Source organism: Kitasatospora sp. MAP5-34 (assembly GCF_029894335.1).
Taxonomy (GTDB): domain Bacteria; phylum Actinomycetota; class Actinomycetes; order Streptomycetales; family Streptomycetaceae; genus Kitasatospora.
The window spans coordinates 123,258-138,507 of the sequence record NZ_JARXZC010000009.1; the positions used below are offsets into that span (position 1 = coordinate 123,258).

The 15,250-nt window shown below is 71.4% G+C and carries 15 protein-coding genes; 7 read left to right on the plus strand and 8 right to left on the minus strand.

Features of this window, described 5'->3' with window-relative positions; all coding sequences use genetic code 11:
• Positions 1 to 21: 21 nt before the first annotated feature.
• Positions 22 to 420, plus strand: coding sequence for a metal-sulfur cluster assembly factor (locus P3T29_RS11110; protein ID WP_280716172.1), 399 nt, complete (start codon positions 22 to 24; stop codon positions 418 to 420).
• A gap of 119 nt (positions 421 to 539) precedes the next feature.
• On the opposite strand, the gene P3T29_RS11115 is transcribed toward P3T29_RS11110, so the two are convergent.
• Positions 540 to 1,862, minus strand: a complete 1,323-nt coding sequence (locus P3T29_RS11115) for an MFS transporter (protein ID WP_280716173.1) — start codon at positions 1,860 to 1,862, stop codon at positions 540 to 542.
• A gap of 285 nt (positions 1,863 to 2,147) precedes the next feature.
• Between P3T29_RS11115 and P3T29_RS11120 the strand changes: the two genes are divergently transcribed.
• A complete protein-coding gene (locus P3T29_RS11120) occupies positions 2,148 to 3,809 on the plus strand; it encodes a hypothetical protein (RefSeq protein WP_280716174.1) in 1,662 nt (553 codons plus the stop codon).
• Between the two features lie 27 nt (positions 3,810 to 3,836).
• Here P3T29_RS11120 and P3T29_RS11125 read toward each other — a convergent pair whose 3' ends face one another.
• Positions 3,837 to 4,280: a VOC family protein gene (locus P3T29_RS11125; protein WP_280716175.1), complete on the minus strand. Its 444-nt coding sequence runs from the start codon at positions 4,278 to 4,280 to the stop codon at positions 3,837 to 3,839.
• 203 nt (positions 4,281 to 4,483) lie between these two features.
• Here P3T29_RS11125 and P3T29_RS11130 point away from each other — a divergent pair, with 203 nt between their 5' ends.
• Positions 4,484 to 5,701, plus strand: coding sequence for a hypothetical protein (locus P3T29_RS11130; protein ID WP_280716176.1), 1,218 nt, complete (start codon positions 4,484 to 4,486; stop codon positions 5,699 to 5,701).
• A 17-nt stretch (positions 5,702 to 5,718) separates the two neighbouring features.
• Here the strand turns inward: P3T29_RS11130 and P3T29_RS11135 are convergent, their stop codons facing one another.
• The gene (locus P3T29_RS11135; RefSeq protein WP_280716177.1) at positions 5,719 to 7,341 is read right to left on the minus strand and encodes a helix-turn-helix domain-containing protein; all 1,623 of its coding nucleotides are present in this window, start codon (positions 7,339 to 7,341) and stop codon (positions 5,719 to 5,721) included.
• A gap of 164 nt (positions 7,342 to 7,505) precedes the next feature.
• Between P3T29_RS11135 and pruA the strand changes: the two genes are divergently transcribed.
• Both pruA and P3T29_RS11145 read left to right on the plus strand, forming a co-directional pair.
• Positions 7,506 to 9,134: an L-glutamate gamma-semialdehyde dehydrogenase gene (pruA, locus tag P3T29_RS11140; protein WP_280716178.1), complete on the plus strand. Its 1,629-nt coding sequence runs from the start codon at positions 7,506 to 7,508 to the stop codon at positions 9,132 to 9,134.
• 87 nt (positions 9,135 to 9,221) lie between these two features.
• On the plus strand, positions 9,222 to 10,151 hold the full coding sequence (locus tag P3T29_RS11145; protein ID WP_280716179.1) for a proline dehydrogenase family protein: 930 nt from the start codon (positions 9,222 to 9,224) through the stop codon (positions 10,149 to 10,151).
• Positions 10,152 to 10,236: 85 nt separating this feature from the next.
• Here the strand turns inward: P3T29_RS11145 and P3T29_RS11150 are convergent, their stop codons facing one another.
• From P3T29_RS11150 to P3T29_RS11165, 4 genes are all read right to left on the minus strand, one after another.
• Positions 10,237 to 10,443: a hypothetical protein gene (locus P3T29_RS11150; RefSeq protein WP_280716180.1), complete on the minus strand. Its 207-nt coding sequence runs from the start codon at positions 10,441 to 10,443 to the stop codon at positions 10,237 to 10,239.
• The gene (locus P3T29_RS11155) at positions 10,440 to 10,919 is read right to left on the minus strand and encodes a hypothetical protein (protein WP_280716181.1); all 480 of its coding nucleotides are present in this window, start codon (positions 10,917 to 10,919) and stop codon (positions 10,440 to 10,442) included. The genes P3T29_RS11150 and P3T29_RS11155 overlap by 4 nt, the downstream gene beginning before the upstream one ends.
• Entirely contained in the window at positions 10,916 to 11,323 is a 408-nt protein-coding gene (locus P3T29_RS11160; protein ID WP_280716182.1) for a hypothetical protein, read from the minus strand. The genes P3T29_RS11155 and P3T29_RS11160 overlap by 4 nt, the downstream gene beginning before the upstream one ends.
• Positions 11,324 to 11,404: 81 nt before the next feature.
• Complete coding sequence (locus P3T29_RS11165; protein WP_280716183.1) at positions 11,405 to 12,589, minus strand: helix-turn-helix transcriptional regulator; 1,185 nt, start codon at positions 12,587 to 12,589, stop codon at positions 11,405 to 11,407.
• A gap of 68 nt (positions 12,590 to 12,657) precedes the next feature.
• Here P3T29_RS11165 and P3T29_RS11170 point away from each other — a divergent pair, with 68 nt between their 5' ends.
• The gene (locus P3T29_RS11170) at positions 12,658 to 13,233 is read left to right on the plus strand and encodes a flavoprotein (protein ID WP_280716184.1); all 576 of its coding nucleotides are present in this window, start codon (positions 12,658 to 12,660) and stop codon (positions 13,231 to 13,233) included.
• Between the two features lie 162 nt (positions 13,234 to 13,395).
• Here P3T29_RS11170 and P3T29_RS11175 read toward each other — a convergent pair whose 3' ends face one another.
• Entirely contained in the window at positions 13,396 to 14,031 is a 636-nt protein-coding gene (locus P3T29_RS11175) for an HAD family hydrolase (RefSeq protein ID WP_280716185.1), read from the minus strand.
• 218 nt (positions 14,032 to 14,249) lie between these two features.
• Here P3T29_RS11175 and P3T29_RS11180 point away from each other — a divergent pair, with 218 nt between their 5' ends.
• The gene (locus P3T29_RS11180; protein ID WP_280716186.1) at positions 14,250 to 15,170 is read left to right on the plus strand and encodes an aminoglycoside phosphotransferase family protein; all 921 of its coding nucleotides are present in this window, start codon (positions 14,250 to 14,252) and stop codon (positions 15,168 to 15,170) included.
• The last annotated feature ends 80 nt before the right edge of the window (positions 15,171 to 15,250 follow it).

Consider the following 15,250-nt stretch of genomic DNA (forward strand, 5'->3'; position numbering starts at 1 on the left):
TGCCCGAGGAGGGCTTAGAACATGAGCGACACCGAGACCACCTCGGAGGCCGCGGCTCCCGAGGCCGCCGCCACCGAGGGGCCGACGGTCATCGTCGGCACCACGGCGGGCACCGTCTCCGTCGAGGACCTGATCGAGGCCCTGATGGACGTCGTCGACCCCGAACTGGGCATCGACGTGGTCAACCTGGGCCTGATCTACGGCGTCCACATCGACGAGTCCGACGTGGCCACCATCGACATGACGCTCACCTCGGCGGCCTGCCCGCTGACGGACGTCATCGAGGACCAGGCGAAGACCGCCACCGACGGCCTCGTCCAGGATCTCCGGATCAACTGGGTCTGGATGCCGCCGTGGGGCCCGGACAAGATCACCGACGACGGCCGCGACCAGCTGCGGGCGCTCGGCTTCAACGTCTGAGCTCTTCAACGTCTGAGTTGAGGTAAAAACGCCACTGCCGTGGACTCCCTTCCGGGGTCCACGGCAGTGGCGTTTCTGTGTGCGTCCGGCTGACCGGCGGGGGCGCGTGGTCTGCGCAGCTACTTCCTCTTGACGACCGCTGCGGCGAGGCCCAGGCAGGCCAGCGCGGCGAGGGTGGCGAAGCCGCTGACGGCCGGGAGGAGGCCGTAGTTCTGGCTGATGGCGCCGACCGCGACGATCGGGAGGGAGCTGCCGAGGTAGACGATCACCCAGAGGGCGGAGAGTTCGCTGCCGCGCCGCTCCGGGTCCATCGCGGCGACCGCGCTGGTGAACAGTGAGCGGAAGGCCACGCCCTGGCAGGAGCCGCCGAGCACGCTGCCGATGAAGAGCAGGGCCGGGGTGCCGGTGTAGGCGGCGGTGACGACCAGGGCCAGGCCGGTGGCCAGGCCGGTCATGCCGAGGGCGATCACCACGCGGTCCGCCGTGGGCGGCACGAGCAGCTGGGCGGCGGCGGAGGAGCCGAGCAGCAGGGCCGCCACCACCGCGCCGGTCATGTGCGAGCTGCTGTGCAGCAGCTTGGCGGAGAAGGCGGGCGCCAGGCTCAGGTACACCCCGAAGACCGCGTACGAGACGAAGCCGGCCCCGGAGGCGAGCAGGAACTCGGCCCGGCCCTGGGCGGGCAGCGCCAGCCGGCGCGGGCGCAGGTGGGCCGGGGTGGTGATGCGCGGCGGGGCCGCCGGGGGCCGCTGGCGGCCGGGCATCCGGGGGTGCACCAGTGCGAGCGGGACGCAGAGCGCCAGCAGCGCGACGGCGTGCACCAGGAAGGGCGTCAGCAGCGGGTTGGCCCCGCCGGAGAGGGAGGCGCCGACGATCGGGCCGAGTGCCACCCCGCCGGCCGAGCAGGCCAGCGTGAGCTTGGCGGCCAGCGTCGGGTGGTCGGGCAGCAGGTCGCCGAGGGCCGCTCCGGCAGCGCCGGTGGCGAGGCCGACCGCGATGCCCTGGACGGCGCGTCCGGCGGCCAGCTGCCAGAAGCTGTGGGCGGTCGCGAAGAGCGCGTCCCCGCCGGCCGCGAGGGCGATGGCGGGCAGGATCATGGCCCGGCGACCCAGGTGGTCCGACCAGTGTCCGACGGCGGCGAGCACCGGGACGAGGGCGAAGACGTACACCGTGAACAGGATCGTGGTGTCCAGGGCGGTCAGCCCGAGACGCTGCTGGAGTACGGGGTAGATCGGCGTGGCCAGGTTGGCGCCGATCAGGAGGAAGAGGAGGGCGGCGGCGACCAGGCCGACGCGGATGCCGCGCAGCGCGTTCCAGCGGCTGATCGCGGCGAGCTGGAGCTGCGTACGTGGTGCGAGCTCCAGGGGGAGCAGGGCCTCCGAGAGCCGGCGTCCGCCGAACTGTGCTGTGGACAGTCCGGGGCCGGCAGGGGAGAGGTCCGCCATGGCAGGGGTCTCCTGTGGCTGGGCACCACCGTGGGCCGGACCGGCCCGGGGTGGTGGCCTGGAAACGGAGTCCTGGTGGGGCGGATGTACTGGGGAAGGTGGGCTTCGTTGCCCGGAGGCCGCTGCGGGGTGGGCAGTGGGCCATCCGAAGGATACGTGGTCGTGCGGGCCGGGCGGCGCGCAGACCGGCAAGCGGGGCGCCGGGCGGATACGCTGAGTTGATGGACCGGTACCCACCCGGTCCTCCTGGCAGTGACCACCGCCACAACGGGAGACCTCGCAACAATGGCCGGACGACGCCGCACCACCCCTGACAACCCGTCGCCGACCGGGCCCGGTGGGTTGCCCGCCGAGAGCCTGCTGCCGGCCGACTACGAGCTGGCCGACCTCTACGGCGCGTTCGCCGCGCGGGTTCAGGGCGACGAGGACCTGGACGACGCCGCCGTGCTCGTCCCCCCGATCGCGCTGCCCTCGGAGCCCGAGCTCGCCGCCGCCGCGCTGGCGGTGCCGCTGCTCGACCACGCGCTGAAGCTGGCCCGCTGGACGGACCCGCACCGCGCCGTGGACGAGTTCGGCGACCTGACCGAGCCCGACCAGGAGCCCGCCGCCCGCCTGCTCGGGCTGGCCCCCACCGAGGGCGAGGTGCCGGAGGAGGCTGTGGTCGAGGCCATGCGGGCCTGGTCGCTCGCCTGTGACCTCGACCTGGTCGAGATCGGCACCACGGCGAAGGGTGAGCACGTCGCGATCCCGGGCCCGGATCTGGAGGCCGTGGACGAGGGTGACACCGAGACCGTCCTGGAACTCTGGCTGACCGCCGCCGGTATCGTCCGGGAACTCGCCGCCGAGGCCGACTCGCTCGACCTGGAGGCCGAGGACGGCGACGGCGAGGACGTGGAGGGCGAGGAAGGGGCGGCGAAGGAGGAAGCCCGCCTCGCCGAGGTGGAGGAGTCCCGCCAGGAGGCCGCCGAGCTGCTCGACGAGGCCCTCCAGGTGCTGTACGAGACCACCGCCTTCGCCGAGCCCGGCCAGGAGACCGTGCCGCTGGGCGTGCTCGCCGCGCTGCTGGTCGTCCCGGAGGGTGAGGAGCCGGACGAGGAACTGCTCGGCGACATCACCGACCTGATGGTGATGCTCGACCCGATGCTGGCCGATCTCGCCGAGCTGGGCTTGCTGGAGCACCGCCCGATCGACCCGGAGCTGTTCGAGGAGGAGGAGCCCGAGGAGGCCGCCGCCGCCGAGCAGACCGGGGCGGGGGACCTCGGGGATCTCGGCGACGAGGACTCCGACCGCTTCGGGCTGGTCCGGCTCACCCCGCTCGGGCAGTACGCCGTGCGGCAGTGGCTGCTGGAGGACGGCTACGACGCGCCGCTGATCGGCGAGCTCGCCCAGGGCGACGCGGAGGCGCTGCTGCGCGGCATCTCGGAGAACGCCAACGTGATGCCCGACCGCGAGCTGCTGGTCTGGCTGAGCGGCCGGGAGCCGCTGGCGGCGGCGCGCGAGCTGCTGGACGCCGCGCGGGGCACGGACACCTACAGCCCCGTCCGGCGGCTGCTCTGCGTGCAGGCCCTGGACGAGCTGGGCGCGGCCGCGCAGCCGGCCGCGAACGAGGTGCTGGACGACGAGCAGCTCGGCGGCGCGGTGCGGGCGTGGCTGCGGTCGCAGGGTGTGGAGGTGGCCGCTCCCGAGCGTCCGATGGTGCTCTGGACGATGATCGACACCTTCGCCGCCCAGCTGCTGACCAGCGAGGGCGAGGCGGAGGTGCTGCAGGAGCTGATCCGGGGGCTGCCGGTGACGGACAACCCGGCGAGCTTCTTCGGCGAGGTGTGGCGAGTGCCGCACCCGTACACCGCCGAGGTGCTGGATGCCGTCGGCGAGCTGCACCTGGAGCGGAACGTCGCGAAGGAGGCCCGGAAGGCGGCCTTCAAGGCCCGCTCGCAGAAGTCGTAGAGGCTGCGGGAGCCCGGGGACGGCCGGTTACGGGAGATCGAGCCGGCCGTCCTCGGTGAACGGGAAGAACGGGTTGTGGGCCAGCTCCCACAGGTGCCCGTCCGGGTCCTCGAAGTAGCCCGAGTACCCGCCCCAGTCGGCGGCGGCCGGGGGCTTGACCACCGTGGCCCCGGCCGCGACCGCCGTCTCCAGCGCGGCGTCGACCAGCTCGGGGGACTCCAGGTTGACCGCGAGGGTGACCCCTCGGAAGGACGGCTCGCCACCGGCCGGGACACCGGCGTCGGCCGCGAGCGCCTCGTAGGGGAAGAGGCCGAGCGCGGAGCCCGACGTGCGGAACCAGACGATCTCCGGGCTGGAGGCCGCCGAGCGCCGCCAGCCGAGCGCCTCGTAGAACTCGGTGCTCCGCCCCAGGTCGGAGACCCCGAGCGTGACGATGCTGAGCCGGGCGGGGAAGCTCTTGGAAGCTGTCATGCCGCCCAGGGTAGGCAAGGCTACTGACAAACCGGCCCTGGCGGGGCCGGGTGGGCCATCTGGCAACCGTACGAGGGAAGCTGATGGCTCAGCAGGTCCTTCCAACGTATCGTGGGGCGGCAACGGCGGCAGGCGCGGGCACGGCCCGGTGCGGCGGCCGAGGACCGACGGCGAGGGCGAGCACGCGGGGGTGCGGCAAAAGGATGAAGAGGACGAGCGCGAGCAGGCCCCAGGATCCCGAGGACTTCTACGCCGATCACGAGGAGTACAGCCGTCAGGTGCTCTCGGACGCGGACTTCCCGGTCTACGCGGTGGACCGTGCCGAGCAGGGCGGGGGAGCGCATCGCGCCGACCCGGCGCGCGAGGCGGCTGACACGCCCCCAAATGAGCTGCCGTCGACCGGTGCGGTCGCGGGCGGTGAGGCTACGGGTGGTGAGGTCGCGGGCGACAGTGACGCGCTCGCCGAGTACGAGCTGCAGAACGGCAGACTCGGCTGGGTCGAGGTCCGGTCCGGTGACTGGACTTCGGTCGAGGGCCCGTACGTCACCGTCCGGACCTACCGTCCCGGGGCCGAGCGCGGGGCGGCGCTGCCCGACCTGGAGGACGTGGTCGAGGACGAGCGTGACCGGGTCTACGAGCAGCTGGACATCGACGAGGGCGACGGGCCGGGCAGTGTGCGGGCCCTGCGGGAGTGGATCACCGTCGAGGGCGAACCCCGGGCCGTCCAGATCCACGAGGACTGCCGGTCCGGCGAGGGCGCGGAGCCGTCCAGGCCGGTCTGGGCCGGGCGGCTGCGGGTGGACGGCATCACCGTCACCGTGACGGGTCGTGGGGTGCCACCGGGCGGGATCGAACTGAAGAAGATCCAGGACTTCGAGCGCTACATCCTCGGACGTACCGACCTGATGCGGAAGCTGGCCGCCCAGCAGGCCCACCGGGCGGCCCTGGAGGAGCGCGAACTCCCGCCCGTGGTCGGCCTGGAGGCCCACCGCGCGGTGGTGGAGCACGCCGTCCGGGAGGCCGTCTCGATCGAGGCGCAGGTCCGGGCCCGCCGCACGCCGAGACTGCCGCGCCGCTCACGCGGAGCGGCCGGCGCGGTGCGCTGGGAGGCGGCCGTACGTCAGCAGATGCGGCTGGCCTCGGAGACCCGGGAGGAGGCGGGCGAGTCCGTCACCGCGATGGTCAACCACCTCACCCGGCTGGCGCAGAACACCGACTGGGCCGCCGCGACCCCGGAGGGTACGGCGGCGATGGAGGAGGTCATCCGCTACACCGCCTTCGCGAGCGAGGTGCCGAGCCTGCCCGCCCAGCGCGCCTGGGAGCGCTACTGGTCCGGCGGGGCTCCACGGGCGGCCTCCGCCGCGGAGGAGGCGTGGCTGACGGCCTGGGAGCAGTGGCGGGTGGAGCGAACTCAGCACTGATCCCCGCCCTGCGGGCGCTACGAGTCCTCGGCCGGCAGGCGGAGTTGGAGCATCGCCAGCAGGCGTTGCTGGGGCTGCGCGAGATCGATGCCGGTCAGCTGCTCCGCGCGGCGGACGCGGTAGCGCAGGGTGTTGGGGTGGATGTGCAGGGCGTCCGCCGCGACCCGGACCTCGCCCAACGCGTCCAGCCAGGCGAGGACCGACTCGGCGAGGCGGGTGCCGTGGCGGCGGTCGTACCCGGCGAGGGCCGTCAGCCGGGGGTCGCGCAGGCCGGTGCGGTCCTGGAGCAGCGCCAGCACCTCGCTGACCAGGACCTCCGCCTGGACGTCGATCAGGGCCGCCACGTCCGGGGCGACCCCGCCGCGACCCATCGCGTCGAGGATCCGGTCCGCCTGCGCCCGGGACTCCGGCACCGCCGCGAGCCCGTCCACCGTGCTGCCGATCGCCGCCCGCAGCGGAACGCCCAGGTGCTCCTGCGCGGCCGCCACCACCTCCTGGGCCCAGCTGCGCACCGTCGCCATCGGCAGCGCGGACGGCAGCTCCGGCAGCAGGACGTACACCCGGGAGTCGATCGCGGCCAGCAGTGCGCTGCGGTGCCGGGCGGCGGTGTGCACCGAGATCAGCCCCGTCACCTCGGCCCGGCTCAGCTCCAGGTCCGAGCCCTCGCCGGGCGCGCCCGCCGCGTACGCCAGCACCGTCGCCGGGCGGCGCAGGTCCAGTCCGAGGTGGGTGGCGAGCGACTGCGGCCCGGTGGAGCCCTCCAGCAGGCCGGTGAGCAGGGTCTGCGTCAGCCGTACGTCGGCCGACAGTTCGCGGCGCCGCCGGACCAGTTGGGCCGCCGCGACCCGGGCCGCGCCGACGAGGGCCTGCTCGGCGAGCGGGGCGAGCGGCTGGGAGCCCTCCTGCACCCAGATGGTGCCGAGCGGCTGGGCGCCCGCCCGGATGCCGATGGCGATCCGGCGCCGGATGCCCAGCTCCGGGTGCGGTTCGATCTCGATCGCGCTGTCCAGGCTGCGCAGATGCTGGAAGATGCCCCACTCGCGGAGCTTGGAGAGCAGTGGCTCCGGGCCCTGCCAGCCCAGGATGGAGAGCCGCCGCAGGTCGTCCACCTCGTCGGAGTCCGAGGAGCGCGAGTAGGCGAGCACCCGGCTGGAGGTGTCCTCGATCGAGACGATGCCGTTGGTCAGCACGGCGACGGTCTGGGCGAGTGAGAAGAGGTCACCGGCGTTGTGCTCGGGGGTCTCGGGTGCCTCCGGTCCGGCGATGATCGCGCGGGCGAGCGAGTCGAGGTGCTCCCAGCGGGTCTCCCGGCGGACGGAGAGCAGTGCCACGCCCGCCTCGGTGGCGGCCTCCCGCAGGGCGTCCGCCTGGCCGGGGGCGTCCAGTTTCACCGCGACGGCCGCCGCCCTGGCCCGCCCGGCGGCGCGCAGCGCGGGCAGTGCGGCCCGGCCCCGGGCCCCGATCGCCAGTACCAGTTCGCCGGGGGCGGCGGTGGCCGGGTCCTCCGGGTCGAGGATCGCGACGTCGCGTACCGGTACGTCGAGACCGGCCGGCGCGGCCTGGAGTTCCACCAGCGGCTCGCCCAGCGACATCAGCAGCTGGCGCAGCGGGATGCCGCCGCCTGGGCCGGGTGTTGTCATGTCGCTCGCTCTCTGACCTGAGTGTTCGTCGGCCCGGACAACTCCGTACGGATGACTTTAGCCGCCAGGCCAAATAAGTATCCCCGTCGCCGGAGCTAGCGTTGCCCATGGCCGACCTGTGACCCGCGTCGGCCCACGCCATCAGTCGAAGGAGAGCGCGCGCCATGGATGCTGTGACCCAGGTCCCCGCGCCGGTGAACGAGCCGGTCCGCAGCTACGCCCCCGGCAGCCCCGAACGGGCCCGCCTCGAGGCCAAGCTGAAGGAGCTGGGCGGCCAGGAGCCGATCCAGCTGACCATGACGATCAACGGTGAGCGGCGGATGGGCGCCGGCACCGAGATCCACGTCGTCCAGCCGCACAACCACGCGGCCAGGCTCGGCACGCTGCGCAACGCCACCCAGGACGATGCGCGCGACGCCATCGACGCTGCTCTGGCGGCTGCCCCCGCCTGGCAGGCGCTCTCCTTCGACTCCCGCGCCGCGATCTTCCTCAAGGCCGCCGACCTGCTGGCCGGCCCCTGGCGCGAGACGCTGGCCGCCGCCACCATGCTCGGCCAGTCCAAGACGGCCCAGCAGGCGGAGATCGACTCCTCCTGCGAGCTGATCGACTTCCTGCGCTTCAACGTGCACTTCGCCCGGCAGATCATCGCCGAGCAGCCGATCTCCTCCGAGGGTGTCTGGAACCGCACGGACCACCGCGCGCTGGAGGGCTTCGTCTACGCGATCACGCCCTTCAACTTCACCGCCATCGCGGGCAACCTGCCCACCGCCCCGGCGCTGATGGGCAACGTGGTGCTGTGGAAGCCGTCCCCGACCCAGCAGTTCGCCGCGCACGTGCTGATGCAGATCTTCGAGGCGGCCGGTCTGCCCAAGGGCGTCATCAACATGCTGACGGGTGACGGCCTCGCCGTCTCCGAGGTCGCCCTGACCCACCGCGACCTGGCCGGCATCCACTTCACCGGCTCGACCGCGACCTTCCAGCACCTGTGGCGCGAGGTCGGCACCAACATCTCCGGCTACCGCACCTACCCGCGGATCGTCGGTGAGACCGGCGGCAAGGACTTCCTGGTCGCCCACCCGTCCGCCGACCCGGCCGTGCTGAAGACCGCGATGACCCGTGGCGCCTTCGAGTTCCAGGGCCAGAAGTGTTCGGCGCTCTCCCGCGCGTACGTCCCGGCCTCGATCTGGGCCGAGATCAAGGGCGACTTCCGCGACGAGGTCGAGTGGATCACCATGGGTGACGTCAACGACCTGACGAACTTCATGAGCGCCGTCATCGACGACCGTTCGTTCGCCAAGAACAAGGCCGCGATCGACCGTGCCAAGGCCGACCCCAAGGTCGAGATCCTGGCCGGCGGCACGTACGACGACTCGGTCGGCTACTTCGTCCGCCCGACCGTGCTGGTCTGCGAGGACCCGGCGGCCGAGTACTTCCGCGACGAGTACTTCGGTCCGATCCTCTCGGTGCACGTCTACGAGGACGACAAGTACGACGAGATGCTCGACCAGATGGAGTCGGTGGCGCCCTACGGCCTGACCGGCGCGATCATCGCCCAGGACCGTGAGGCCATCCAGCACGCGATGCTCAAGCTGCGCAACGCGGCCGGCAACTTCTACATCAACGACAAGCCGACCGGCGCCGTCGTCGGCCAGCAGCCCTTCGGCGGCGCCCGGGCCTCCGGCACCAACGACAAGGCCGGCGCCAAGCAGAACCTGACGCGCTGGACGTCGACCCGCTCCATCAAGGAGACGTTCGTCCCGCCGACGGACTACCGCTACCCGCACATGGGCTGACCCTGCCCTGTGCTACCAGGGGCGGCGGCCAACCCTCACCCGCCGCCCCTTTTTTCTGCCACTCTTGAAGAAAGCCCAGGAGTACCGATGCTCCGTTCCGCCCTCCTCGCCGCCTCCCGCTCCCCCCAGGTGCGCACCGTCGTCGAGAAGTTCCCGCCGACCCACGCGATAGTCGAGCGCTTCGTCGCCGGTGAGCGTCTCGACCAGGGCATCACCGCCACGGACGAGCTGGTCGGCACCGGCCGCAAGGTCACCCTCGACCACCTCGGCGAGGACACCAAGGACGCCGCGCAGGCCGCCGGCACCGCCGAGGCGTACGAGCACCTGCTCGCCGCGCTCAAGGAGACCGGCCTGGCCGCCGACGCCGAGGTGTCGGTCAAGCTCTCGGCGGTGGGTCAGTTCCTGCCCGTCGACGGCGAGAAGATCGCGTTGGAGAACGCCCGGCGGATCTGCGAGGCGGCGGCGGACGCCGGCACCACGGTCACCCTGGACATGGAGGACCACACCACCACGGACTCCACCCTCTCGATCGCCCGCGAGCTGCGCGCCGACTTCCCGTGGCTGGGCGTCGTACTGCAGGCGTACCTGCGGCGCACCGAGGAGGACTGCCGCGAGTTCTCGGCGGCCGGGTCGCGGGTGCGGCTCTGCAAGGGCGCCTACAAGGAGCCCGAGTCGGTCGCCTTCCAGGGCAAGCGCGACGTCGACCTCGCGTACGTCCGGGCGCTCAAGGTGCTGATGGGCGGCGAGGGTTACCCGATGATCGCCTCGCACGACCCGAACATGATCAAGATCGCCGGTCAGCTGGCCGAGTGGAACGGTCGCTCGCGCGACAGCTTCGAGTACCAGATGCTCTACGGCATCCGCCCGGAGGAGCAGCTGCGCCTCGCCGAGGCCGGCAACACCATGCGGGTGTACCTGCCGTACGGCCAGGAGTGGTACGGCTACTTCATGCGCCGCCTCGCGGAGCGTCCGGCCAACCTGACGTTCTTCCTGCGCGCGATGGCCACCCGGGGCTGACGGTTCGTTTCGGCGCGTTCCGAAGGGGGCGAGGTGCACTTCGGTGCACCTCGCCCCCTTCGGGGTCGGTGGCCGGGTGGTCGCCTCATCCGCGTGACGCCTGCCAGTCGTGGAGGCCGCCCGGGGCGTCGTCCGGCGGGATCAACTCACCGACCCTCAGGGTTCGTTCCCGGCCGCCACGGAGCGGCGAGACGTACACGCGCTCCTCACGGAAGTCGATCACCTTGACGGCATCCCCGGTGGACCGCAGGTAGGCGGTCTGCCCTGCGGCCGGAACCCACACGGCGGTCACCTCGGGACCTCCACCCGGACAGCGTGCAAGCGGCCGTCCATGGCGAATGACAGGACCAGGCACCTGTCACGCTCCAGGAAGGTGCTCACCCGCTCCTCGGCCCCCGGGGTGTCGAAGAAGTACCGGTAGGCCTCGTACTGCGTCCACCCGAGCGGCAGGGCGCGCAGTACCTCCCAGAGGGCGCCGATGGCTTGTGGGGGCGGGGCGGTGAGCGGGTCCAGGATGCCGTCGATGCTCACCGTGACGGCGGGCCGCTGACTGCGGTTCACCGCTCCCCGCGCGACCGGCGCGGGCCGGCCGTTGGAGATCTGACTGATGATCCAGCGTTCGGCGCTGAAATCCATCGTGAAGAGTTCCAACTGCCCGTCACTTCCGAGGACCAGCTCGCCGGTCGCCTTGTCGCGGATCGCGTACATGCCCGGCTGCCGGCCGACGGGGGGCTGTCGCTCGACCGTGTACCGCTCGCGGGGGTTCACCGGACCACCAGGCAGGGTGTGCAGACCACACTGACCGTGGTGCTGACGACCCCGTCCGCGACCCTCGTGGTGATGGCCGGACCAGGATGAAGGGGGGCCTCCGTGGACCCGCACCGCAGGCAGGCCAGCCCTTCCATCTGCTCGGCGGTGACCAAGACCTGACGGGCTTCCTCGTCAGAGGTCCGGGAATCGGCCCAGGCGCTCGCGTACAGCTTCGGCTGGCGGCCGGTGTCCCAGATCCCCGGCCCGGGAGTGTGGCGGGTGGATGCGTCGAGCAGTGAGAGCACTGCGAGGCCGGTGGTCTGGGGTACGACTACCGCGTCCCGGTGCTCTCCGGCGGCGACGGCGAGCACGGTTCCGTCCGGGGGCATCCAGGTGGGGATGCACCGTTCCTTCATCGTCATGGATCGTTCCTGTCATGGGGGAGCCCGGCATGACTAGATTGGAACGATCAGCGGCCGTGAACTATCGCTGTGCTGCGATAGTCACATTCCCACCCATGCGGCGTAACCGGCGATGCTCTCTCCTACGCTCCGCTGGGCCCGAACGAGTCCGGCCAGGGTCTCGCGCACCACTGGGCTGTGTCGGGCTTGCTGAGGTGCGAGGCGGCGCGCGGCGAGGAGGTTGCGGAACGCCGCGCCGGTGCTGCCTGTCCACAGTTGGGCACGTGCGATATCGGCGTGGTGGCGTGCGGCCCGGGAGACTGGCCAGTCCGCTGGTATCCGGATGCGCCGGGCAACTTGCAGGGCTTCGGCGTACAGCGTTTGGTCGATCAGCGCGGATGTGTAGTGCACCTCTACGTTCGTCGGCCCGAAGGTGAGCCAGCGTTCGCGGTGAATCTCGCCGGTGGAATCGGCGATCCTGCGGGCCTGGCCGATGTAATCCTCGGTGGTGTCGCGGTCCTGCGCGCGGGCGGCGAGGACTGCGGCACCGAGGATGAGCTGCCCGGTGACCGCCGCACGCGCCGGCCCAGGCTGGGCGAGTTCAGCGGTGCGGCGCCCTGCTTCGGCGATGCGAATCCCCGTGCGGTACTGCCCGGAGCGCAAGTAGGCGAGCGAGCGGAGGTACTGGCGAATGCCGGCGGCGACGGGGTCGGAAGCGCGTTCGGCAGCCCACGCCATGCGGTCGAGTGCAATGGACGCGAGATCGAAGAAGCCGAGCTTGGTGGCGATGTCATAGGCGCTGCGGTAGGTGGTGGCGAGTGCGGACCAGAGCCGGTGGTCGGCTGTGGTGTGGGCGGCGGTCGTTGTTTCGACGATGAGGGCCGGGAGTTCGGTTGCGGCGGTGCGGAGGTCGGCGGCGCGGATGAGGCCGCAGATCCGGTCTGCGTGGGCGATGAGCCGGGAGAGGGCGCGGGGAGCCAGGTCGGGGTCTGCGCCGAGGTCGAAAATGTCGAGGGCTTCCCGGATGGGTTGGATGAGACCGTCGAGCTGGTCTTCGCGGAGCTCTTCGAGGTAGGGCTGTCCGGTGAGGTCTGCGACGGGCACGGACAGGGCGCGGGCGATGGCGGCGAGGACGACATCGCTGGGTTGACGGACGCCTTGCTCAATCTGGAAGAGGTAGCTGTACCCGACTCCGGCGGCGAGGGCGAGGCCGCGTTGGGTGAGGTGCCGGAGTTTGCGTGCGGTGGCGATGCGGGCGCCGACGGTGTCAGGGTCGCGGTTGGGCATCGGAACTCCATGGTCAGGCTGGGATTCTGACGATACATCTGGGCAGCGAGGCCGACGGCGGATCGTCGATGAAGTTGCTGCTGCCTGGGTGTGCGCTGTTGCATGGCGGCATGCCGAATCGTGTCCTGTATCTGCTGGGGTCCGCCGCGCCGCCTGTGCTGGGCGTGGGGAGTGTTGTCGAATCCGCCCAGGGCCGGGGGTGGGAGGTGTGCCTCGGGTTGACGCCGACAGCGGCCGATTGGCTGGAGGACGATCTCGGTGCGCTGGCGGAGCTGACCGGGTATCCGGTGAAGAGCCGGCATCGTCGGCCTGGGGATGTTGATCAGTGGCCTCCGGCAGATGCGGCGCTGCTTGCCCCGGCGACGTTCAACACGCTGAACTCGTGGGCGCTCGGGTTGACCAGTACTTGGGTTGTGGGTTTTGCGGCGGAGGCGATCGGCAAGGGCATCCCGCTGGTGACGATGCCGTGTGTGAACTCGGCGTTCCTGGCGCATCCACAGCTCGACCGGAGTGTCGAGGTGTTGCGGGGAGCCGGCGTTCGAGTGCTTCTCGGGGAGGGTGGGTTCGTTCCGAACCGTCCGGGTGAAGGGCGCCCGAACGCCTATCCGTGGGATGTGGCGTTGGACGAGGTGGAGCGGGTCTGACGCCGGCAGCGACGGGGTGGGAGCCCGCATGTGGAGAGCGATCCGGCGGCGGCGCGGCGGCGGGGTCTCGTGGGCCTGGGTGCGGTGGCGATGGCGTTTTGAAGGGCACGGCAGTGGTGCCTCTCCCAATTCCGTGCCTGCTCCGGGGAACGGTACTGGGCGTCAGTCCTGTCGGGTGAGGATGTCGGCGAGTTCGGTCAACGAGTTGACGGTCCAGTCGGCGTCGGGTGCGGTGGCGGTGAGGCCGATGGGTCCGCGACGGATGTGTGCGGCACGGAGGCCTGCGGCAAGGGCGGGGATGATGTCGTTGGCGGGGTGGCCGCCGACGTAGAGGATCTCTGAGGGGGCGGCGGGCGCCCAGTTGACGATGTGCTGGAAGAACGCGGGCTGCGGCTTGGCGACGCCCCACTCGGCCGAGGTTGCGAGGCCGTCGATGGGCAGCCGGAGGGAGCGCAGGAGCTGGCCGGCACGGAGGTTCTGGTTCCCGGCTACGCCGACCCACAGGCCCGCGTCCTTGAGACGTTGGAGGGCGGGGCGGACGTCGGGGTACAGGTCGGTTTCGTCGAGGTACTCATCGTGGCCGGCGGCGCGACGGGCGTCCCATTCGGCGGGGACATCGCAGCCGGACCGGATGATGCGGATCGCCTCGGCGTTGTCGAGGCCTTGGGCGAGTACGGCGCCGACGAGTGCGGACATGGTGTGGGTGGGGACCCCGAGCCAGTTTGCCCAGTCAGCCCAGTAGCGGGTGTCACTCGTTAGTGTCTCGCCGATGTCGAAGACCACTGCCTTGATCGCCATGCGCGGGAGCCTACTGGGCGCGGTGCTTCAGCTATTTGACGGGCCGAGGGCGACGCTCTGTTCGATCCGGTTGACGGCATCCCGGAGGCTGGTGCCCGAATTGGGGTGCAGCTTGCAACTCGTGCTCGACCTCGACGGTCGGCTCCTCGACGCGGACCGTGTCGTCGTTCACGGGTCGGGCAGGATGATGATCGACACTGCAAGGGGTGGAGGCGGACATGGGTGACTTCCAGATCGATGAGAGCTTCGTGCGGGCCCTCCTGGATGAGCAGCATCCGGACCTTGCAGGGTTGGGCCTCCGTCGGGTTGACGCCGGCTGGGCCAACCAAATGTGGCGCCTTGGAGACGAGTTGGCCGTGCGCCTGCCGCGCACGCCGCATGCCCCGTCGCTTCTGCGCAAGGAGCAGGAGTGGCTGCCCGTGCTGGCCCCGGGTCTTCCGCTCCCGGTGCCGATGCCCGTGCGGGTCGGCGAACCGTCCGTGCGCTTCCCGAGGCCCTGGACCATTGCGACCTGGGTTCCCGGCGAACCGGGCGACCGTGCCTCGATCAGCTGCGACGACCACGCGGCCGACAGTCTGGCGGGCTTCCTCAGGGCGCTCCACCGGAATGCCCCGGCCGGGGCGCCGACCAGTCCGAACCGAGGCGTTCCCCTCAGACTGGTCGCGCACGAGTTCGATCGAGCGTTCCAAGCCGTTGCCTCCAGTGGCATCCCCGCCGACGTCCGGAGTGTCTGGGACGGTGCCGTTTCGGCTCCCGATTGGCAGGGTCCGCCGGTATGGCTTCACGGTGACCTGCATCCGGCGAATGTCGTCGTCTCGGGCGGGACGCTCTCGGGCGTGATCGACTTCGGTGAACTCTGCGCCGGTGATCCGGCGACGGATCTCGCGGCTGCGTGGTTGCTCCTCCCCGAAGGCGCGGCTGCGCGGTTCTTCGACGCGTACGCAGACGTGAACGTGGACGCAGACGTGGACGTGAACGTGGACGAGGCGATGATCCGGCGCGCACGAGGGTGGGCCGTCCTGCGCTGCGTCTCCCTGATCGGCATCGGCCAGGCCTGGGATCGGGGCCTCCCCGGTGGCCAGCCGACCTGGGGACCCGCAGGTCGGGCGGCGCTCGATCGTGTGCTGGCGGCCGGTTAGGGCTGTGACCGCATACGTTCACCGGGTGGGCTGAGGTCTTCCCTCTGGCTGAGATCAGCGAGATGCTGCACGTGGGGAGG